The following is a 22,425-nucleotide window of genomic DNA, read 5'->3' on the forward strand; positions in this document are numbered from 1 at the left end:
ATAAAACGGAGGAATAAATTTCTTTGATATTAATTAAGTATGTATAAACCTTAGTTAATTAACGGCTAGTATAAATATGGTCAACCAAACCATACTCTTTAGCTTCATTTGCAGACAAGAAACGATCGCGCTCTGTGTCACGATTGATTTCTTCGACAGGCTTACCAGTGTGCAATGCCATTAACTCATTCATGCGCGCTTTCACTTTCAGAATTTCCTGAGCGTGAATTTCGATATCGGTCGCTTGTCCTTGATAACCACCGAGTGGTTGGTGGATCATCACGCGAGAATTTGGTAGGCAGAAGCGTTTACCTTTAGTCCCCGCAGCTAGCAAGAATGATCCCATAGAACAAGCTTGTCCCATACAGATCGTACTAACATCAGGTTTAATAAATTGCATTGTGTCATAGATGGACATACCTGCTGTAATCACGCCACCTGGGGAGTTGATGTAAAGCTGGATATCTTTTTCTGGGTTTTCTGCTTCCAAAAATAGCATCTGTGCGACAATTAAGTTCGCCATATGATCTTCCACCTGACCTGTCAGGAAGATAATACGTTCTTTTAACAGACGTGAATAAATATCGTATGAACGTTCACCCCGAGAGGTCTGCTCAATGACCATTGGCACGAGTGCCATTTGGGATGCTAGATTTTCCTGACCGCCAAAATATGACATCGAAATCTCCTATTAAAAACTTTCTGGTGCTTGCGCCTAAATTTGCTGTTTGTTCGACTTTTACGCATTCTAAGCAGCAAACAAACAGTTTGCCTTTAAAAATTATCTATCTCACATATTTTCACTGCTATCTCATTTGATTATTTCTTTGTGTTTAGCCTAAAGACCCTCAAAGAAGTGTGCATTAATGAGATGAATTATGCTGTAGAAAACAAGACTCACTGTAAAATAGTTTAACACAAGTCTGTAAGGATTCACGGATTTGTTCTGTAAGATTCACCCAGCCTAACAGCCGATATAATTAGAATATACAGCAACATTTATAATAAAATTAGGGCGAAAATGTTATTTTCAAGACTATCTTCGCTTGTCCTCTAAAAATTAGCTCGATATTAAGGTAGATACTCAGGTGCTCGAGGAACAAAAATCACGGTATACCTTGAACATAAGCGTACCACGCTATCAACCTAATCTGAGAGATGACGCCGATATCATTGACAAAAAACCCGCAGCATACGCCACGGGTTTTTTATTTATAACGCGGATAAAACGAAATTAACCAGCTTGAACTTGGTTCATCAGTTCATTGAAGTTAGTTTCTTTTTCAGTCACTTTAGCCACTTCCAGAATTTTCTCAACCGCTTGTTCTTCAAGAGCTAAGTTACGAACGCTATTCATCAGCTCATTGTTTTTGCTGTAGTATTCGATAACTTCAGTTGGATCTTCATAAGCTGAAGCCATTTCTTCAATCAGAACTTTAACGCGATCTTCATCAGCTTTCAGTTCGTTCGAATTGATCACTTCACCTAACAGTAGGCCGATAACAACGCGACGTTTCGCTTGTTCTTCGAACAGCTCACGAGGCAGTTCCATCGCTTGTTTCTCGTTACCACCGAAACGTTGTGCAGCTTGACGACGCAGAACATCGATCTCACCATCAACCACCGCAGCGGGAACTTCGATGTCATTCGCATTAACCAAACCATCCAGAACTTGAGCTTTAATACGGTTACGTACCGCATTTTTCAGTTCGCGTTCCATGTTTTTACGCACTTCCGCGCGCAGACCGTCTAAAGTGCCGTCAGCAATACCGAAACGCTTGATGAATTCTTCAGTGAATTCTGGCAGTTCACGCTGTTCAACTTTCTTCAGAACGATAGCAAACTTCGCTGCTTTACCTTTCAGGTTTTCAGCGTGGTAATCTTCTGGGAAATTAACTTCGATATCGAATTCTTCACCCGCTTTGTGGCCAACGATGCCATCTTCAAAACCAGGGATCATACGACCTTCGCCCATAACTAGTGCGAAATCTTCTGCTTTGCCGCCTTCAAATTCTTCACCATCGATTGAACCCGTGAAGTTAATTGTGATACGCGAATCAGCCGCTGCGGCTTCAGATGTTTCTTTCCACTGAGCTTGTTGTTTACGTAGCGTTTCCAGCATGTTTTCAAGATCTTCATCTTTAACAGTCACAACTGGTTTTTCTACTTCGATAGTTTCCAGACCTTTTAGTTCGATTTCTGGATAGACTTCGAATTCAACTGAGTAAACAAAATCTTTACCATCTTCCAGCATTTCAGGCTTGTAGCTAGGTGCACCGGCTGGATTGATTTTTTGTTCAATGATTGCGTTGATGAAGTTACGTTGCATCACATCGCCCAGAACGTCTTGCATAACAGACGCGCCGTAACGCTGTTTAACGATGTTCATTGGCACTTTTCCTTTACGGAAGCCATCAACACGTACTTTCTTCGCGACGTTAACCAGCTCGCTGTTTACTGCTTTTTCAATATCGGCAGCAGGAACGGTGATTGTTACACGACGCCCAAGGCCTTGAGTCGTTTCAACAGAAACTTGCATCTTCTTACCTCAAAAAAAATCTTAGTGATCGGTCTACTCCAGAGTTAAGCCATTAAATCATAATGACCTTCTCCCTTCCAGAACCGGGGGCGTTGCTTACACAACGGTCATCCCTGATATCAGAAGCGTCCCGAAACCTTACTGAAAATTAGACGCGACATTATACCGATGCAGATGCCCCGAGTCGAGAAAAGCTGATAAAAGAAGCGATTATTCCTCTTTATTTGTGACTTTTCCGACTAAAAAAAGCACTCCCCAAGCAAATTGGGGAAAAAACATACATCGATATTAATGCCAACATTCATAAAATGACATAAATCGTCTCATCATAATAACAGTCAAACAGTGAATCAATCAGCTGTTTATTTTACCGCCACCACGACAGGCGGGAGAATTCAGTGCCGTATCCGCTAAATTATGCCACTCTGAAGGGGTATAAGTATGTAGCGCTAAAGCATGGATACTTCCCGCTAATTCATCTGCCAAAATAGCATAAATTTCACGATGACGGCCAACCATACGTTTGTTTTCAAATTTTTCACTGACCAAAACCACTTTAAAGTGGCTTTCTGAGCCCGCAGGAACATTATGTTGATCGCTTTCATTGATCACTTCAAGATAAGCGGGTTCAAAGGCTGCATGCAGCTTTTGCTGAATATGTGATTGCATATTTAGCGGTGCATCAATCCCCATAAAAATCACTCCTTTGTTCAACCACCATTGACGTTTTGTTATCTTTTTTTGTAGTGATAGAGGACAATCGCGCTACAATGATATGATAACTACCACTTTGACGAATTTTTCTCGAAATGGTTGTCTAACCTTTCAGAAAACCCGTCAGGGTGAAACTATAACCCTAGTTAAATGTATAAGGGTTCGTTAGGTTGCACCATAACGGAACAACCCCAATTAGGAAAGATGAACTGGAAAAAATTATGTTAAGAAAACTTTGTTTTCCTCTTTTTGCACTATTTCTTCTAGCTGGTTGTGCAACAAGCAGTAATACTTTATCACTCGAACCCAAGATTACTTTGCCAGCACGAAATCCGACGCTGAATGCAACCGCAATTAGTGTTAGCAGCGTAGATAGTCGGCCTTCAAAAGCACTGACAGAAATCAACCGTAATGGAAGTTTGGTGGTGCTGTCCCCTTCCCGTGATCCACGCTATTTAATGCAAGAAGCGGTTGAAAAACAAATGGCTGCTCGCGGCTTCATGGTGTCATCTCCTGCCAATGTCAACTTGGTCGTTCAACTGAACCAATTAAACGCCCAAGTCAGTGAAGGCAGTTTACGCCATAATATTACCGTGAATTCTAGCGTAACGGTTACCGCAACAGCACCGAATGGTTCCACCAAATCACGGACATTCACACGTAATTACAATAACCAAGAATTACTGGGTGCTAGCAACGATAAAATTGAAAAAGCGATCAATCTTGCACTCACTGATCTGATCAACGATATGGCTAATGATCAAGAATTGACCCAATTTATCAAACAAAACGCTCGATAATGATTCGAGACGATGTTTTGTCATACATTAAGTGCCTATCTCTATAGAATAGGCGCTTAATGAAACGGTGAATAGCGCCTTCACCATTATTCAATAACGGAAAGCCTTTTATTTAGCTCATAACCAATCATAGGAAGATTATGTCCCGTGCTTTTTTACCCAATTCAGTCATTTTAATCCTATTAGGTTTTGTATCCGGCCTTCCGTTAGCACTGACTGCTGGCACGCTACAAGCTTGGTTAACGGTTGAAAATATCGATATTAAAACGATTGGTTTTTTTTCACTAGTTGGTCAAGCTTATGTATTAAAGTTTCTTTGGTCTCCAATGATGGATCGGTATACCCCGCCCTTTCTTGGCCGGCGTAGAGGATGGTTACTGACCACACAAATCCTGCTTATTTTCAGTATCGGTGCAATGGGTTTTATGAATCCATCAGACCATCTATGGTGGCTAGCAGCGCTGGCTGTTATGGTCGCTTTTTGTTCTGCCTCACAAGATATTGTCTTTGATGCCTATAAGACGGACCTGCTCAGCGCGGAAGAACGAGGCTTTGGTGCCGCAGTCTCAGTGATGGGTTATCGCATCAGTATGCTGGTGTCTGGTGGGCTAGCATTATGGATGGCAGATAAATTCCTCACATGGCAACAACTTTATATGGTGATGGCAGGGCTGATGCTCATTGGTGTTTTTGCGACTCTGCTCGCCAAAGAACCAGAAGATAGTGGCACCCCGCCAACCTCACTGAAAGATGCGATTTATAAACCGCTTGCCGAGTTTTTTAGCCGCAACAATGCCTGGCTAGTCCTCTTATTATTAGTATTCTATAAGATGGGTGATGCATTTGTGATGGCGCTTAGTACTAACTTCTTATTGAGTGGCCTTGGCTTTACCTTAAGTGAAGTTGCTGCGGTCAATAAAACTGTCGGTATGGCAGCAACCATCTTCGGGGCATTGTTTGGCGGTTACCTAATGAAGAACATGAGCCTATTTAACGCCTTATTGGTGTTTGGTATTTTGCAAGGCGCCTCAAATATCGGCTATTGGTTCCTTGCGGTCACACCACCAAACATTATCAGTATGGGTTCAATCATTGTTATCGAAAATATTTTTTCAGGAATGGGAACCGCGGCGTTCGTGGCATTACTCATGACTCTATGTAATAAGTCATTATCTGCAACACAATTCGCTTTACTCTCTGCACTTTCGGCTATTGCTCGAGTGTATATAGGCCCTGTTGCCAGTATTGTTGTTCTTTCTTACGGCTGGCCAACCTTCTATCTGATTTCTATTGTTGTTTCGGTGCCCAGTATTCTGCTCTTACTTGCCTGTAAAACCTCGTTGAGCTATACGCAAACCACTGGGTTATTCCAACGCAGGGAGCTGTATCCACAAGCTTATAAAATTGCCGTTTATATCCTCTTAACCGCAATTGCTATATTAGCGCTATGGCTATTAACACTATTAGTTACCTCGTTTGCTACAGTCAAAATTTACTTATTCACCAATCAAATATCCCTTTGGCTTGCCTTACCTGAATATAAGAATTTCATTTTCAATACAGGCGCAAGTATTGGCGCACTCAGTTTAATCATTGGTGGCTGTCTCGACTTCTTTGCAGTACGCAAGATAGTTAAGAAATAAATTATTAACTCAATCAATCATCCCGAAGTGAAATTAATTCATTTCGGGTTTTTTCTTGACCTTTTAAATTAGATCTGACTAGCAAATTTTGATATCCCCACCTTCATAGCGTGATGCATATCACCTATTTAATGAAATATATTTTTTAATTACAAATTAAAAGCCTAATATCTCACACGTTAAGGGCTAATCAGCCTTATGGCTGAATAACAAATAAATATCGTTAATACTCAAACGAAAATAATATATCATGAAAAAACAACTTCTCTGCGTCGCTGCACTTGCGTCTTTAGCTGGGGCGGCAAATGCTGACGACTTTCTTGGCTATCAGAATGGTTTCGCGGACATCAATGTCAATTATTTAGACTGGTCTCACCGCACCGAAACTAAATCAGAAAACACCACTCGCAAAAAAGATTTTGCCTACATTGAGTTAGAAGGCGGAGCTAACTTTAATTGGGGTGAATTGTATGGATTTTTTGATGTCGAAAATCCATTCCACAAACGTCGTACTGAGCCTGGCCGTAACCAACGTTACACCATCAAAACGACAGGTCGTTTCTATCTAGGCGATAGTGGCTTTAACGTTTATGGTCATGTTTACGGTACTTGGTCAATGCCAGGTGCTAAATATGGCGGCAATTTCCATGAAGTCAACACATTATATGGCTTAGGCTACAACACTTCATTCGGTGATCTGTGGTTCAAACCATTCGTTGCATTACATTATGTTGACCAAACTTTCTACTCAGGCAATAACGGCTATGTGGTTGGTTGGGTTGCAGGTTATGGCTTCAAGATGTTTGAAGAAGATTTCATGATCACTAACTGGCATGAAATGGAATTTGCTCGTCATAAGCGCTACGGCAACGGTGGGCGTGACGGCGTCAATGGTGCTCTCGCCTTTTGGTGGAATGCAACACCACACTTAGCTGCGGGTGTGCAATACCGCTATGCTGACAATAAGCTAGGCGATGATTTTTATCAAGACGCAATCATTTATACATTAAAATATACATTCTAAGTGTTTATATTTAACTGTAAAAAAATTTAAAAACTCTCTTTTCTTTTCAAGAAAATAACAATTTTTCTTAGTTGTTTTAGCCGATAAGATGGCCTCAAGCCTCTTATCGGCGTTAAAAGCCGTATTTTCACCTACCATTTTATTTAACAATCAGATCAGTTGTTTTAATTTTTGCTCATTTTTGTATATATTTTTCTTTGAAAAAAGACAAAGATATTTTAGTATTAGTCCTGTTTTAGCAAAATATACCTATAATCTGCATGACTTTTAACTATTTAATCATAAGTTCTTCACATGTGATCATATTAACATAAAGAGCTAACAATCCCGTTTCTTTACCTTACAATTGTTTACACTCACATAACCTTACCGTAGAATGCCCCCACTGATGAAACGACAATTAGAATCTTTGTCATTTGGGGTCGTGGATGAGACTTATGAACTACAAAAAAAGCATTGGGGCACTCTCACTTGTTGTCGCTACCTTATTATTAGGTGGTTGCGATATGGTGTTGATGGACCCTAAAGGCGCCGTTGGCGTTAAACAAAAAGAGCTGATTCTTATTGCAATCGGCTTAATGCTGGTTGTTGTCATTCCCGTTATTTTCATGGCGTTTATTTTTGCTAGAAAATATCGTGAATCCAATAAATCAGCAACTTACCGTCCTAACTGGGCTCACTCAAATAAAATTGAGTTAGTCTGCTGGACTGTTCCTATCATCATTATCATTATTCTAGGTACAATCACTTGGAAAACGACTCATGAGCTTGATCCATATCAGCCATTAGTCAGTGATCAGGAACCTGTCACAATTGAAGTTATTTCCGCTGACTGGAAATGGATTTTCATCTATCCAGAGCAAGGTATTGCAACAGTTAACGAAATAGCATTCCCTACCGGTGTGCCAATCAACTTCAAAATCACATCTGATTCGGTGATGAACTCGTTCTTCATTCCATCTTTAGGTGGCCAAATCTATGCGATGGCAGGTATGCAAACTAAACTTCACTTAATTGCCAACGAACCTGGTACCTACAAAGGCTTCTCAGCAAGCTATAGTGGTCATGGATTCTCTGACATGAAGTTTAATGCTATTGCAACACCTGATCGTCAAGGTTTTGATGAGTGGGTACAAAAGGTAAAAGCTTCACCTAAAACTATGGATACAATGCAAGCTTTCGACGAAGTCGCTAAGCCTAGCATGAATGTTCCTGTTACCTACTTCTCTAGCGTGAAACCAAATCTGTATGAAGACATCATTCTCAAGTTTGGTCATGAGCACCATAAAGGTCACGCTCCTGCGGACAAGAAAGATGAAGCCGCAGGTCAATCTATGCATATGAGCCATAATGCTCATACAGGCGCTGAGGAATAAGGGCATGTTCGGAAAATTAACACTAGATGCTATTCCGCTCCATGAGCCAATTGTCGTCGTGACATTGATTTGTATCATTCTCGGCGGCCTTGCGCTTCTAGGTGCGATCACCTACTTCGGTAAATGGAAGTGGTTGTGGAAAGAGTGGTTAACCTCTGTTGACCACAAAAAAATTGGTGTCATGTACATCATTGTTGCAATGGTCATGTTGTTCCGTGGTTTCGCGGATGCCATCATGATGCGTGGTCAGCAGGTACTTGCTTCTGCTGGTCAAGAAGGGTTCTTGAATCCTCATCACTATGACCAAATTTTTACCGCACACGGCGTTATCATGATTTTCTTCATGGCAACACCATTTGTTGTCGGTCTGATGAACCTTGTTGTTCCTCTGCAAATTGGTGCACGTGATGTTGCGTTCCCATTCCTGAACTCACTGAGTTTCTGGTTCTTCGTTGTCGGTGTTGTGCTGATTAACATCTCTTTAGGGGTGGGTGAATTCGCACAGACAGGTTGGTTAGCTTATCCGCCTTTATCTGGCTTGGAGTACAACCCTGGTGTCGGGGTCGATTATTGGATATGGAGTCTCCAAATATCCGGTATTGGTACACTATTAACAGGGGTTAACTTTATCGCGACAATTATCCGTATGCGTGCACCGGGTATGTCGATGATGAAAATGCCAGTATTCAGCTGGGCAGCACTCTGTACTAACGTACTGATCGTTGCAGCATTCCCTATCTTAACAGTCACCATCACACTACTGACTTTAGACCGTTATCTAGGTACCCATTTCTTCACTAACGATATGGGCGGCAACATGATGATGTACATCAACCTGATTTGGGCTTGGGGTCACCCTGAGGTGTATATCCTTGTTCTACCTGTATTTGGTGTATTCTCAGAAATTGCAGCAACCTTCTCGAAAAAACGTTTGTTTGGCTATACCTCTCTGGTATGGGCAACTATCGTTATTACCGTTATGTCGTTCATTGTATGGTTGCACCACTTCTTTACGATGGGCTCGGGGGCAAACGTCAACGCCTTCTTCGGTATCGCTACGATGATTATCGCAATCCCAACTGGGGTTAAGATCTTCAACTGGCTGTTTACCATGTACCAAGGTCGTATTGAGTTCAAATCACCGATGCTATGGACTGTCGGCTTCATTATCACCTTCTCTGTTGGTGGTATGACTGGGGTTCTACTTGCTGTACCTGGTGCAAACTTCGTTCTACACAACAGCTTATTCCTGATTGCTCACTTCCATAACGTTATCATTGGTGGTGTGGTATTCGGATGTTTCGCTGGTATGACTTACTGGTTCCCGAAAGCTTACGGCTTCACGCTGAATGAGAAATGGGGCGTTCGTGCCTTCTGGTTCTGGATTGTTGGTTTCTTCTTAGCATTTATGCCGTTGTATATCCTTGGCTTTATGGGTATGACTCGTCGTTTAAGCCAAAACATTGACCCAACGTACCACGGTATGCTGGTTGCAGCGGCTTGCGGTGCAGGTCTAATCGCAATTGGTATTGCATGCCAAGTTATCCAAATCATCGTGAGTATCCGTGATCGTCATGCTAACCGTGACTTAACCGGAGACCCATGGGGCGGACGTACTCTGGAGTGGGCAACTTCTTCTCCACCACCATTCTACAACTTCGCTATTGAACCTAACGTTCAAACGCGTGATGCTTGGTGGGATATGAAAGAAAAAGGCATCGCTCATAAGAAACCTGCTTCATATGAAGAAATTCATATGCCGAAAAATACCGGCGCTGGCGTGATTATCGCGGCATTTAGCTTGGTTTTAGGTTTCGCGATGATCTGGCACATCTGGTGGCTCGCAATCGTTGGTTTCGCTGGCATGATTGTTACTTGGATTGCAAAAAGCTTCGACGAAGATGTTGATTATTACGTACCTGTGGCTGAAATCGAAGAAATCGAGAATAAGCACTTTGAAGACTTACGTAAGGCAGGTGTGAACGATGTCAACTAATACAATGACTAATCAAAACTTAGCCCATGCAGAGCATGGGCACCATGATGCAGGTGGGACAAAGGTATTTGGTTTCTGGCTCTACATAATGAGCGACCTGATTCTATTTGCTTGCTTGTTTGCAACTTATGTTGTTCTAGCCGATGGCACCGCTGGTGGTCCTGAAGGTAAAGATATTTTCAGCCTGAAGTTCGTTCTGGGTGAAACATTCTTACTTTTATTCAGTAGTATTACCTATGGCTTCGCAATGATTGCGATGCATAAAGGGAAAATCCCAGCAGTCAACTTATGGCTATTCGCAACCTTCCTGCTAGGCCTTGGGTTCGTTATCATGGAAGTGTACGAGTTCCATGAACTGATCGCTGAAGGACTGGGTCCTGACCGTAGCGGTTTCCTATCAGGTTTCTTTGCTTTAGTTGCAACACATGGTCTGCACGTAACAGCAGGTTTGATCTGGATTATCGTTATGATGATTCAAGTCACTCGTCGTGGCCTAACTGACGTGAACAAAACGCGTTTGAACTGCCTTAGCTTATTCTGGCACTTCTTAGACGTTGTTTGGATTTGTGTATTTACCGTTGTTTATCTTCTGGGGGCTATTTAAATGAGTCATGCAAAAGATGCTCACACTGGAGCAAGCCACGGTAGCGTTAAAACATACCTGATTGGCTTTATTCTATCCGTCATCCTGACAGTGATCCCATTCTGGATGGTGATGGAAGGTACTGCATCACAAGCCGCTATCCTTTGGACTGTTGTCGGTATGGCAGTTGTGCAGATCCTTGTACACTTAGTCTGTTTCCTGCACATGAATACATCATCAGATGAGCGCTGGAACCTGATTGCATTTCTGTTCACTATGCTAATCATCGGTATCGTTGTTGTTGGCTCTCTGTGGATTATGTACAACCTGAACATCAATATGATGCTCGACTAAAGAGTTGCCGATATGTTTAAGCAATACCTGCAAGTGACCAAGCCAGGAATTATTTTCGGAAATCTAATTTCTGTGATCGGCGGTTTTCTACTTGCCTCAAAAGGCACGATTGATTATCCGCTGTTTATTGCGACTTTGCTGGGTGTATCACTGGTCGTGGCTTCTGGTTGTGTTTTTAACAACTATATCGACCGTGATATCGACCGTATCATGGAAAGAACGAAGAATCGCCCTTTAGTTAAAGGGCTGATTGACCCGAAGATTAGCCTGATTTACGCCGCTGCATTAGGTATTGCTGGCATGCTGCTACTTCTTGTAGCAGCGAATGCTCTGGCAATGCTCCTTGCGGTGATTGGTTTCATCGTCTATGTAGGTATCTATAGCCTATATATGAAACGTAAATCAGTCTATGGCACGCTAATTGGCAGTTTATCTGGTGCAGCACCTCCTGTTATTGGTTACTGTGCCGTCACAAATGAGTTCGATACCGGTGCATTGATTCTGTTATTGATCTTCAGTTTGTGGCAGATGCCACATTCGTATGCTATCGCGATTTTCCGTTTTAAAGACTATAAAGCAGCCAATATTCCTGTTTTGCCTGTTATTAAGGGGATCTCTGTGGCTAAAACCCATATCTTCTTATATATCTTGGCATTTATGGTCGCCACACTGATGTTAGCTATCAGCGGATACGCTGGTTATAAATATTTAGTTGTTGGTGCGGCTGTTAGTCTTTGGTGGCTTGGCATGGCAATCTCCGGATTTAAAACCGAAAATGATGACCGTGTTTGGGCTCGCAAACTGTTTATCTTCTCCATTGTGGCTATCACATCGTTGAGTGTCATGATGTCAGTTGATCCAACAGTTTCAACCGATACTGTTATAGCTTTAGTTAGATAAATTCTAACACGCAGTTACTCTAACGGCAGGCTAGTCCTGCCGTTTCATTTAGTCACCATGTTTTCGAACGTTTTTATTTGACGAATCGACCTACCCTATCGAATAACTTTTATGTTTTAATACCCGCTTATTCATGCCTAGCATAGCGAGATAATGCCTTTCTATGCTCAAAATAATAACTAACAATATTCTAATTTGTTGTAATAAGGCAAAATGTGACTAATTCCTAGATAAATACATTCATAACTGACCAGGGTTAGTGAATGAAGCCAACACAGCTACAGCTTGAAGTATGACGAGTATTTATGAAAGATAACAAAATGACCACCTCCGAACTCCGTGCTACATGGGGGTTGGGTTCAGTTTTCTCCCTACGTATGTTAGGGATGTTTATGGTATTACCCATTTTGACCAGCTATGGTATTCATCTTAAGGACTCATCAGAATTTTTGGTAGGCCTAGCGATTGGTATTTATGGCTTAAGCCAAGCTATCTTTCAGATACCGTTTGGTTTAATGTCGGATAAAATTGGTCGTAAGCCCTTAATTATTATTGGGCTAGTTATCTTTATTATTGGTAGTGTGATTGCCGCTCTCAGTGATTCCATATGGGGCATTATTATTGGCCGAGCCTTGCAAGGTGCTGGCGCTATTTCTGCCGCCGTTATGGCATTACTTTCCGATTTAACGCGTGAGCAGAATCGAACCAAAGCAATGGCTTTTTTAGGAATTAGCTTTGGTATCACTTTCGCTATTGCCTTAGTATTAGGCCCGATCATCACTCATTGGATTGGCTTAAGCGGGCTATTTTGGGGAATCACCCTATTAGCAGGAGGCGCTATCATCGTTACCCTGTTTGTTGTACCGAATAGCCGCCAGCATATTACTAACCGAGAATCCGCTTTTGTTAAAGGAAATTTACGGGCGGTCATTACTCACCCGCAATTATTGAAACTCAACTTAGGCATCTTAAGCTTACACACCTTGCTCATGTCCAGCTTCGTCGCTTTACCTTTAATGATGAGCGATGCGGGATACCTAGCCAAAGACCATTGGAAAGCTTACCTTATCACCATGCTGGTCGCTTTTGTTTCAGTGCTTCCCTTTATCATCTACGCTGAAAAACACCGAAAAATGAAGCAAATGTTTTTATTCTGTATTGTGATACTGGCTTTAGCTGAAATAACCTTATGGCTGTCAGGAAGCCATTTGTGGGTGATTTTCGTTGGCTTACAACTGTTTTTTGTTGCCTTTAATATTATGGAGGCGATCCTTCCTTCTTTAATCAGTAAAGAAGCTCCCGCAGGTTATAAAGGTACCGCAATGGGGGTTTACTCCACCAGCCAATTTCTAGGTGTCGCTATCGGAGGGATACTCGGCGGTTGGTTATATGATATAGATGGCGCAGCCGCGGTATTTATCGGTGGATTAGCAGTAACAGCCATTTGGTTTGTTGTTAGCTTAACCATGAAGCAACCACCTTATGTCAGCAGTATTCGCCTTGTGTTACCACCTCAATTTAAAAACACCGCTAAGTTACAAGCACTGCTCTTATCTCAACCCGGTGTACTTGAGGCCGCGATTATCCCTGATGAAATGGGCGTCTATGTGAAAGTGGATAGAAAATTGACCTCCCGAGAACAACTCGAGTCTATCATCAAAGACCAAATATAATCGCTATAGCCCACAACGATAAATGCTGTGGGCTTTTTTACGTGTTAGTCTCGGAAGTTAGTAAATTGGAATGGCCGGCCTAAATTACCAGAACGGACGAGCGCCATTACCGATTGCAAATCATCACGTGATTTACCGGTTACTCTCACTTGCTCCCCTTGGATCTGTGCCTGTACTTTCAATTTACTATCTTTAATTAGCTTCACGATTTTTTTGGCTGTGGCAGTATCAATTCCCTGCTTTAGGGTCACTTCAACACTGTATGTTTTACCACTATGCACAATGTCATCAGGGACATTCAATACAGCACCATCAATACCACGTTTTGCCATTTTTTCACGTAAAATGTCTAATAGCTGCTGAACTTGAAAGTCTGACTCACTAGTGACCTTAATTGATTCGCTTTTTTCATTAAGTTCGAAGCTCGCCGTCACATTTTTAAAATCCCAGCGAGTGGTTAATTCACGATTAGCATTTTCAACCGCATTGCGGACTTCATTCATTTCTACTTCAGATACAATATCAAATGATGGCATAGTTATGACCTCCTGATAATCAATGCGATGCATGATAGCTGCTTTCTATTGACAGCAAAAGTACTATACTGGAAATATGAGTTTACATATGTCTATATCGTTATATTCTTACAAGCTTAGAAGAAATGGTTCATAGGGGAAATATGAAAATAACGCTTATAGGTTGTGGTGCCATCGGCAAGCTGTGGGTTGCCGCATTAGCTGAACAAGGGCATGATATTCAAGGATGGTTACGTATCGCTCAATCCGATATATTTGTTGATGTTAATGAGCCTGACGGGCGTATTTTTCGTGAATTAATCCCTTGTAACAACCTTAATCACTTACATAATAGTGAACTCGTTATTGTCTGTTTAAAAGCATGGCAAGTGTCCGATGCCTTACTCCCTTTGCTTCATAATATCCCCGAATCCTGTCCAATTTTATTACTGCATAACGGCATGGGAACGCTTGAGGAATTAGGCCCTTTACGGCATCCTTTTTTATCTGGCGTGACCACCCACGCTGCGTGGCAAGAAAATAATCAGGTTTTTCATGTTGCGAACGGCATAACCCATATTGGAGCCATCAATTCACTTGCTGAAAATTACTATCCGATTGCCGATATTTTGCATGAAGCCCTACCGGATGTTGCATGGCATAACCAAATTTTAAATACGTGTTGGCGAAAACTGGCTGCAAATTGTGTTATTAACCCATTAACCATCCTTTATGATTGTAAAAATGGTGATTTACTTAATCATCCAGAACAAATCAATACGCTCATCGATGAGATTTGCCAAGTGATGGCAATTGAAGGGCTACATACCGATAAAACTCAGCTCGTTAATTATATTTATGGCATCATTCACAATACAGCCAATAACTACTCTTCAATGCTGCAAGATATCCGTAATAAACGCCGTACAGAGATTGATTACATTACTGGCTACCTGATTAAACAAGCGAGAGCTCACGGGCTTCATACTCCTGAGAACGATCGTTTATACCATTTAGTTAAACAGCGAGAAGAAAAAAATGACGGTTTCCGTGCTGATATGCATCGCCAATGGTAGTGAAGAAATAGAGACAGTCACTACAGCCGATCTATTAGTTAGAGCAGGTATTAAAGTAACTTTAGCCAGCGTGACTGATGATGGCTCTGTTAATATAACAGCGTCGAGAGGACTCAAAATCATCGCTGATACGCCTTTAATTAGGGTTGCCGATGATCCTTTCGATGCAATTGTGCTTCCGGGTGGATTAAAAGGTGCAGAGGCCTTCCAAAATAGCCCTCTCGTCATTGAAAAAGTAAGACGTATGCATCTTGATGGCAAAATTGTTGCCGCAATCTGCGCCGCACCTGCGCTGGTATTGGAATATCATCAATTATTTCCCATGGGGAATATGACATGTTTCCCAACCCTACAAGATCAGATTGCAGCCAATAAATGGGTTGATAAACGAGTGTATTTTGATGAGCGAGTGAATCTATTAACCAGTCAAGGTCCTGCAACTACCTTTGATTTCGCCTTAAAATTGATTGAGTTGCTAGTTGGCCGTGATATCGCTGGCAAGGTTGCATCTCAATTAATTTTACCTAATGGGATTAATGATTACTTAGAGCAGTAATGACAAAAAGCCGAAACAGCGTAGCGGGATCGGCTTTTATCTTATAGAACGTAGCGAGTTACGGGCGATAGACTTTCACATTACTAAAGCCTTGTTCTTGCAGATACAGCGCTTGCAAGCGACTCATCACACCACGATCACAGTACAGTAAATAAGTCTTTTCTTTTGGTAAATCACCAAACTGCGTTCCCAGTCGATAGAATGGAATATGTTTAATTTCAATTCCCTCGATCGACAATGGATTATCTTCATGCTCATCCACAGAGCGAATATCTAAAATGATTTCATTGTCTGGTGAAAGCTCACTCACCATTTCCACTTCTGTCACTTGTTCGCGACTTTCTTGTGCAATCTGGCGGATATCAATATTTTGTGCGTGTTCAACCACATCGTCTAAAATACTGAAATCAAAATTTGCTTCTTCTGCTTCAATTCTCGCTTTAACCGCTTTAACGGTAGGACTTTTCGAAATCACGCCACAATATTCAGGCATCGTTTTAGCAAAATCCTCAGTACCGATTTGGCGAGCTAGTTTGATGATATGCTCTTTGTCATGAGAAATCAGAGGACGCAATACCAACGTATCTGAAGCATTATCAATCAAACGTAAATTGGTCAGTGTTTGGCTTGATACTTGTCCTAATGCCTCGCCAGTGACAATCGCTTGTACACCATAACGTTCGGCGACTTTAGAAGCTGCGCGTACCATCATGCGCTTCAGTACCACTCCCATTTGGCCATCATCAACTTTTTCAAGGATTTCTGCCACAACAGGTTCAAAATTAACCGCAATAAAGCGAACTTTATGTGAACTGCCAAAGCGGTTCCATAAATAGTGGGCTATTTGTTTAACGCCAATTTCGTGGGCTGCACCGCCTAAGTTAAAGAAACAGTAGTGCACTCGACAGCCTCGGCGCATCAACATATAACTGGAAACGCCTGAGTCAAAACCACCTGAAATCAGCGACAGTACATCTTCTTGAGTACCAATTGGGAAACCGCCAATACCTTCATAACGCGCTTTCACGAGGATCAAGTTTTCGTCTTCGATCTCCAAATGCACGGTGAGATCAGGATCGGTTAATTTCACTTTTGCAGATGAAATATGTTGATTTAAGCCACCACCGATGTAGCGTTCCGCTTCAATCGATGTAAATTCGTGCTTCCCTCTGCGTTTTACGCGAACACAAAAGGTTTTGTTTTCTAGTAATGCACCGTATGCCTCATGCGCCATTTCATAAATATGATGTAGGCTAGTAAACGGTTTTTCTTCAACTTCTAAAATATGGTGAATACCAGGGATTCGAGTCAGCATGTCACAAATTTCGTCGTGCTTTGTTTCCCCTTTAACACGCACTTCGATGTTATCCCAATGACGGACAACCGCGATTTCTTCGCCTAATGGTTTGAGGACATTACGGATATTGCTGGTGAGGATCTTAATAAAACGTAGCCTAACGGTTTGGCTTTTAATCGTAATTTCTGGGAATAACTTAATGATAAACTTCATAATAGCAGCATGTTAATGTTATAGGGGCCAGCGCACGTATTTTAAAAGTGACACACGTACAGGTTACCAATTGTCAATAAAGAAGCGTATTATAGCACTATCTTGTGTGTTGAATCTAAAAACACTAAGAATAAATTGTATCCGTAGCGAGACTACGCTAGTCTGCTAAATGAATATAATCCCTTGATTGAATGATTGAATATTTGTGGTTGAAGAAAGATGGCTAAAGAAAAATCTCAACAAGTACCAGTAGTTAGCTTCGAAAACTCACTCAAAGAACTTGAGGAAATTGTTTCTCGCCTTGAGTCTGGCTCACTACCACTTGAAGATGCTCTCAATGAATTTGAACGAGGCATTCAAATCGCTAAACAAGGGCAAAAAGTCCTCCAACAGGCTGAACAACGCGTTCAAATTCTCCTTAGCGATGATGAAAATAAAGCACTTGATGATTTTTCACCAGATACCGAATAAATTATGTCTGAACAACACCTTAATAGCTTCATAGTACAACAACAACAAGCGTATGAGCGAGTTAACCAATATCTATTAGATGCTTTGGATGCGCTTCCTTTCTCACATTTACCGCTTGCTGCTGCGATGAAGCATGGCGCATTGCTCGGTGGTAAGCGCCTACGCCCATTTTTAACCTATACTGTAGGAAGTATGCTTGGTGTCGCGACCATTAATCTTGATGCACCAGCGGCGGCGGTTGAATGTATTCATGCCTATTCACTCATTCATGATGATCTCCCAGCGATGGATGATGATGATTTACGCCGTGGGCAACCGACATGCCATATAAAATTTGGTGAAGGAAATGCGATTTTAGCCGGCGATGCGCTACAAACATTAGCATTCCAATTACTTTCCTCCGCCCCCATGCCAGATGTCACTGATAAAGATCGGATTGCCATGCTGTCAGAGCTGGCTTATGCCAGTGGTTTAGCAGGCATGTGCGGTGGACAAGCCCTTGATCTTGAAGCTGAAGGTAAACGTGTCGGCCTTGCGGAACTAGAGCAAATTCATCAACATAAAACAGGTGCACTCATACGAGCGGCCATTCGCATGGGCGCCTATGCCGCTGGAGATAACGGCTATCAAATATTATCTGCTTTAGATCATTATGCTGAAGCTATCGGTCTGGCATTTCAAGTACAAGACGACATTCTAGATGTCATTGGTGACAGCGAAATCACAGGTAAGCGTCAAGGTGCAGATGCAGAGCATGAAAAGAGCACTTATCCCTCATTACTGGGGCTTGAAGCAGCTCAAGAAAAAGCGCGTGAACTTTATTTTAATGCCCTTGAAGCCTTAAAAGTCATTGAAGCACAAGGCTATAATACGCAAACCTTAATCGCATTAGCTAATTTCATTATCGAGCGTAAAAGCTGATCTTATATAAAGCCACTTTACATTCAGACGTATGATGATAAAAGTGGCATAATAGCTGAATTCGAACGCTGGGATTACCCAGCGTTATACTCTAAATAATTCGTAGTACCGCTGAGCGAACAACCAATAAGTCGCTAACAGCACCGCAAACTAGATGCCCCATAGGGTTGGGCCTAGTCAACAATGCGGCAACTGGATATATGACGAGTATATTACCTTTTAACAATTATAATAGTAGTGAGCCCCTAATGAGTATTGATATCGCTAAGTATCCAACACTAGCGCTGGCAGAAACACCGGAAGAGCTTCGTTTGCTACCGAAAGAAAGCCTGCCTAAGCTATGTGATGAACTCAGGCAATTTTTACTTAGTAGTGTTGGTCGATCTAGCGGTCATTTTGCCTCTGGTTTAGGCGCCGTTGAACTCACCGTCGCATTACATTATGTCTATAAAACCCCTTTCGATAACCTCGTTTGGGATGTCGGTCATCAAGCCTACCCACATAAAATTTTGACGGGACGCCGCGATCGTATCGATACCATTCGCCAAAAAAATGGCTTACATCCCTTTCCTTGGCGTGATGAAAGTGAATATGACGTACTCAGTGTCGGCCACTCATCAACTTCAATCAGTGCCGGCTTAGGTATGGCTATTGCCGCTGAAAAAGAAGATAGGAATCGTAAAACCGTCTGTGTGATTGGTGACGGCGCAATTACTGCCGGCATGGCTTTTGAAGCGATGAACCATGCTGGTGATGTCGCGCCGGATATGTTAGTCATTCTTAATGACAATGAAATGTCTATTTCTGAGAATGTTGGAGCACTTAATAATCACCTTGCGCATTTACTTTCTGGCAAGCTTTATACCACCTTACGTGAAGGTGGAAAAAAAGTGTTCTCGAACATGCCGCCGATTAAAGAGCTCTTAAAGAAAACCGAAGAGCATATCAAAGGTATGGTTGTTCCAGGCACCATGTTTGAAGAGCTTGGTTTTAACTACATCGGTCCAGTTGATGGTCATGATGTTGTTGCGCTCGTACAGACGCTGAAAAATATGCGCGATCTAAAAGGCCCTCAGTTCTTACATATCATGACCAAAAAAGGTCGTGGCTATGAACCAGCCGAAAAAGATCCAATTAGCTGGCATGCTGTGCCTAAATTTGACCCTAGCACTTTTACTTTACCTAAAAGCAAAGAAACGGGGCCTACATTCTCTAAAATTTTTGGCGATTGGCTGTGTGATGAAGCACAGAATGATAGCAAACTCATGGCGATCACACCTGCAATGCGTGAAGGTTCCGGTATGGTGCGTTTTTCAAAAGAGTACCCCGACCAGTACTTTGACGTTGCTATCGCCGAACAGCATGCGGTGACCTTTGCTGCTGGCTTAGCTATCGGAGGCTACAATCCTATTGTTGCAATTTACTCCACTTTCCTACAACGCGGCTACGACCAAGTGATCCACGATATCGCGATCCAAAAAGTGCCTGTTTTATTTGCTATTGATCGTGCTGGGATTGTTGGTGCAGATGGTCAGACTCATCAAGGTGCTTTTGATATCTCCTATCTCCGTTGTATCCCAACATTGGTGATCATGACGCCAAGTGATGAAAATGAATGTCGTCAAATGCTGCATACAGGCTACCACTATAAAGAAGGCCCAAGTGCTGTTCGCTATCCTCGAGGAACAGGAACAGGTGCTGAGCTTCAACCTCTCGAAACCCTGCCGATTGGTAAAGGAGTCATTCGACGCCAAGGTGAGAAGGTGGCGATCCTCTGCTTTGGTACTTTGCTCAAGCATGCATTAGTTGCCGCTGAAGAACTTAATGCAACCGTGGTTGATATGCGTTTTGTGAAACCATTGGATGAAGAATTAATTTTGGAAATGGCAAATAGTCATGAAATGTTAGTGACGCTAGAAGAGAATGCCATCATGGGTGGTGCGGGTAGTGGTATTAACGAATTTCTGATGCGCGAGCGCAAGATGATCCCCGTATTAAACCTTGGATTACCTGACTTCTTTATTCCTCAAGGTAGTCAAGATGAGCTTATTGCAGATCTCGGTTTAGATAGCCAAGGCATTCTGAACGCTATCGAGCACTATCAACAAAAACTGTAGTGTCTAAAATAGACAGGTATTGTTAGGGTAACAAGCAATACCTGTTTTTTCTTGGTACTTCATCCTATTCCCTCTGTAATTTAATGTTGAATTGCACTCATATTTTTTAATATCTCAGTATAAAATTAGCGGGATCATTAGTTAGATCAATTTCAAGCAAATTTCTTTTAAAAAGGATCTTGCTTTTATCTCAAATAAAGTTCAGTATGGATTTAACATCTATTTACCCTCATAAGAATTTTGTCAATATTGACATAAATATCTCATATTTATATGAGATCTACGCCTCATTTTTGTTTTAGCTGCCTTTTGGCAGCTTTCTTTTATGAATAAAAAATGACTTTTTATTCATACACTTAAAGAATACTTAATCCCCCTCTTTATATGTAAGTATTTATACTAATAAGCCTGTTTATTCTTTTATATAAATTATCTCAGCATTATTTTGCCAGCAAAATATAAAATAAAATATTTTATGGATTCAAGATCCCTTTATAACGATCTGTTGCGATCAATAATAATAAAAAAGCCCGTGACAATGACTGACACGGGCTGATTTTTTTATGCGTTATTATCTAGGATTAATTATCAATATTTTCTAATACAAAATGATCAAATCCTTTTAATGCCACATCTACAACCTGATTATCACAATAATAACTGATCCCCTCAGATTGCGGTTTGATCTGCCCAATACAAGTAAAGTTGGCACCGGTATGCGCTAGTGCCATTTCGAGTGCACCACGGTTTATCTCAGGAACTGTGAAGCAAAGCTCATAATCCTCGCCGCCACTGAGAGACCAAATACGCGCTTGCTCTACGGAACAGTTTTGCTGTAATGCTTCAGAAAGTGGTAATGCATCAAGATTAATACGTGCACCACAGCCGCTAGCTTTCAAGATATGGTTTAGATCGGAAATTAATCCATCTGAAATATCAATGGCGGAAGAGGCCAGATTGCGTAATGCTTGGCCTTGCAAAATACGTGGCTGAGGACGCAAATGGCGTCCCAGTAACCATGCTTTTTGCTTTTCATCTTGGATATCTAACCTGCCCTGCAATATTGCTAGACCGGCAGCGCTATCACCCAGTGTCCCCGTCACATATATCCAGTCTCCATTACGAGCCCCTGACCGTGACAACGCTTTTCCATGTGGCACTAAGCCATGTACCGTATAAGTTAAACTCATCGGGCCACGCGTGGTGTCTCCACCAATTAACTGCATACCGTAATAATTAATCTGCTCAAACAAGCTATCACTGAATTGCTCTAACCAATGGAGGTCAACATGAGGTAATGTAATCGCCAGTGAAACCCAAGCAGGATCCGCCCCCATCGCAGCAAGATCACTTAAATTAGAGGCTAATGATTTGTAGGCTAGATCCGCAGGGGAAATTTCAGGTAGGAAATGAATACCAGAAACCAGTGTATCAGTACTGACAGCAAGCTGCTGTTTTTCTGGTATGGTCATCAACGCACAGTCATCACCAATACCGATATTCACATCCCGTCGATTGGTAGTTTGACGGTTAAAGAAACGTGCGATGAGGTCAAATTCGCCATATGACATGGTAGCTTTTCCATTTTCGCTATGCCTAGTATCATATTTATCATGGATACATACGCATAAAATATAAAGATAGGCTGGAACCCAGC

At 41.8% G+C, this 22,425-nt stretch carries 20 protein-coding genes; 14 read left to right on the forward strand and 6 right to left on the reverse strand.

Features of this window, described 5'->3' with window-relative positions:
* Window positions 1–58 precede the first annotated feature (58 nt).
* The 3 genes from clpP to bolA form a co-directional block, all read right to left on the reverse strand.
* Window positions 59–679 (reverse strand): ATP-dependent Clp endopeptidase proteolytic subunit ClpP, encoded by a 621-nt coding sequence (gene clpP, locus O7C57_RS16595; RefSeq protein WP_154622407.1) that lies wholly within the window; start codon window positions 677–679, stop codon window positions 59–61.
* A gap of 555 nt (window positions 680–1,234) precedes the next feature.
* Window positions 1,235–2,539 carry a trigger factor gene (gene tig / locus O7C57_RS16600; RefSeq protein ID WP_154622408.1) on the reverse strand — a complete coding sequence of 435 codons (1,305 nt, stop codon included), beginning with the start codon at window positions 2,537–2,539 and terminating at the stop codon, window positions 1,235–1,237.
* 354 nt (window positions 2,540–2,893) lie between these two features.
* On the reverse strand, window positions 2,894–3,232 hold the full coding sequence (gene bolA, locus O7C57_RS16605) for a transcriptional regulator BolA (RefSeq protein ID WP_154622409.1): 339 nt from the start codon (window positions 3,230–3,232) through the stop codon (window positions 2,894–2,896).
* A 242-nt stretch (window positions 3,233–3,474) separates the two neighbouring features.
* On the opposite strand from bolA, the gene O7C57_RS16610 reads away from it, so the two are divergent.
* The 9 genes from O7C57_RS16610 to O7C57_RS16650 all read left to right on the forward strand — a co-directional run bounded on the left by O7C57_RS16610 (window position 3,475) and on the right by O7C57_RS16650 (window position 13,602).
* Window positions 3,475–4,053 (forward strand): YajG family lipoprotein, encoded by a 579-nt coding sequence (locus O7C57_RS16610; RefSeq protein ID WP_154622410.1) that lies wholly within the window; start codon window positions 3,475–3,477, stop codon window positions 4,051–4,053.
* Between the two features lie 140 nt (window positions 4,054–4,193).
* Window positions 4,194–5,696: an AmpG family muropeptide MFS transporter gene (locus O7C57_RS16615; protein WP_247046979.1), complete on the forward strand. Its 1,503-nt coding sequence runs from the start codon at window positions 4,194–4,196 to the stop codon at window positions 5,694–5,696.
* A gap of 250 nt (window positions 5,697–5,946) precedes the next feature.
* Window positions 5,947–6,720: an outer membrane protein OmpK gene (locus tag O7C57_RS16620; protein ID WP_154622791.1), complete on the forward strand. Its 774-nt coding sequence runs from the start codon at window positions 5,947–5,949 to the stop codon at window positions 6,718–6,720.
* 428 nt (window positions 6,721–7,148) lie between these two features.
* Window positions 7,149–8,096 (forward strand): cytochrome o ubiquinol oxidase subunit II, encoded by a 948-nt coding sequence (gene cyoA / locus O7C57_RS16625; protein WP_154622792.1) that lies wholly within the window; start codon window positions 7,149–7,151, stop codon window positions 8,094–8,096.
* Window positions 8,097–8,100: 4 nt separating this feature from the next.
* The gene (gene cyoB, locus O7C57_RS16630) at window positions 8,101–10,092 is read left to right on the forward strand and encodes a cytochrome o ubiquinol oxidase subunit I (protein WP_154622793.1); all 1,992 of its coding nucleotides are present in this window, start codon (window positions 8,101–8,103) and stop codon (window positions 10,090–10,092) included.
* Window positions 10,082–10,696 (forward strand): cytochrome o ubiquinol oxidase subunit III, encoded by a 615-nt coding sequence (locus tag O7C57_RS16635; protein WP_154622794.1) that lies wholly within the window; start codon window positions 10,082–10,084, stop codon window positions 10,694–10,696. The genes cyoB and O7C57_RS16635 overlap by 11 nt, the downstream gene beginning before the upstream one ends.
* Entirely contained in the window at window positions 10,697–11,029 is a 333-nt protein-coding gene (locus O7C57_RS16640) for a cytochrome o ubiquinol oxidase subunit IV (RefSeq protein WP_154622795.1), read from the forward strand.
* 12 nt (window positions 11,030–11,041) lie between these two features.
* Entirely contained in the window at window positions 11,042–11,929 is an 888-nt protein-coding gene (gene cyoE, locus O7C57_RS16645; protein WP_070926781.1) for a heme o synthase, read from the forward strand.
* Between the two features lie 305 nt (window positions 11,930–12,234).
* The gene (locus O7C57_RS16650; protein ID WP_269723360.1) at window positions 12,235–13,602 is read left to right on the forward strand and encodes an MFS transporter; all 1,368 of its coding nucleotides are present in this window, start codon (window positions 12,235–12,237) and stop codon (window positions 13,600–13,602) included.
* Window positions 13,603–13,646: 44 nt separating this feature from the next.
* Here O7C57_RS16650 and O7C57_RS16655 read toward each other — a convergent pair whose 3' ends face one another.
* Window positions 13,647–14,138 (reverse strand): YajQ family cyclic di-GMP-binding protein, encoded by a 492-nt coding sequence (locus tag O7C57_RS16655; RefSeq protein WP_269723361.1) that lies wholly within the window; start codon window positions 14,136–14,138, stop codon window positions 13,647–13,649.
* A gap of 143 nt (window positions 14,139–14,281) precedes the next feature.
* On the opposite strand from O7C57_RS16655, the gene panE reads away from it, so the two are divergent.
* Together panE and yajL are read left to right on the forward strand one after the other, a co-directional pair.
* Window positions 14,282–15,193: a 2-dehydropantoate 2-reductase gene (gene panE / locus O7C57_RS16660; RefSeq protein WP_154622798.1), complete on the forward strand. Its 912-nt coding sequence runs from the start codon at window positions 14,282–14,284 to the stop codon at window positions 15,191–15,193.
* Window positions 15,156–15,749, forward strand: a complete 594-nt coding sequence (gene yajL, locus O7C57_RS16665; protein WP_154622799.1) for a protein deglycase YajL — start codon at window positions 15,156–15,158, stop codon at window positions 15,747–15,749. The genes panE and yajL overlap by 38 nt, the downstream gene beginning before the upstream one ends.
* Before the next feature lie 58 nt (window positions 15,750–15,807).
* Here yajL and thiI read toward each other — a convergent pair whose 3' ends face one another.
* Window positions 15,808–17,259, reverse strand: a complete 1,452-nt coding sequence (gene thiI, locus O7C57_RS16670; protein WP_154622800.1) for a tRNA uracil 4-sulfurtransferase ThiI — start codon at window positions 17,257–17,259, stop codon at window positions 15,808–15,810.
* Between the two features lie 219 nt (window positions 17,260–17,478).
* Here thiI and xseB point away from each other — a divergent pair, with 219 nt between their 5' ends.
* From xseB to dxs, 3 genes are all read left to right on the forward strand, one after another.
* A complete protein-coding gene (gene xseB, locus O7C57_RS16675; protein ID WP_004926992.1) occupies window positions 17,479–17,730 on the forward strand; it encodes an exodeoxyribonuclease VII small subunit in 252 nt (83 codons plus the stop codon).
* Between the two features lie 3 nt (window positions 17,731–17,733).
* Window positions 17,734–18,651 carry a (2E,6E)-farnesyl diphosphate synthase gene (ispA, locus tag O7C57_RS16680; RefSeq protein ID WP_163860711.1) on the forward strand — a complete coding sequence of 306 codons (918 nt, stop codon included), beginning with the start codon at window positions 17,734–17,736 and terminating at the stop codon, window positions 18,649–18,651.
* Window positions 18,652–18,899: 248 nt separating this feature from the next.
* Window positions 18,900–20,768, forward strand: coding sequence for a 1-deoxy-D-xylulose-5-phosphate synthase (gene dxs, locus O7C57_RS16685; RefSeq protein ID WP_269723362.1), 1,869 nt, complete (start codon window positions 18,900–18,902; stop codon window positions 20,766–20,768).
* Window positions 20,769–21,349: 581 nt separating this feature from the next.
* Here the strand turns inward: dxs and thiL are convergent.
* Window positions 21,350–22,339 (reverse strand): thiamine-phosphate kinase, encoded by a 990-nt coding sequence (gene thiL, locus O7C57_RS16690; protein ID WP_154624255.1) that lies wholly within the window; start codon window positions 22,337–22,339, stop codon window positions 21,350–21,352.
* Window positions 22,340–22,425: the final 86 nt, after the last annotated feature.

The sequence above is a fragment of the Providencia sp. 21OH12SH02B-Prov genome (genome assembly GCF_027362595.1).
Classification (GTDB): Bacteria; Pseudomonadota; Gammaproteobacteria; order Enterobacterales; family Enterobacteriaceae; genus Providencia; species Providencia zhejiangensis.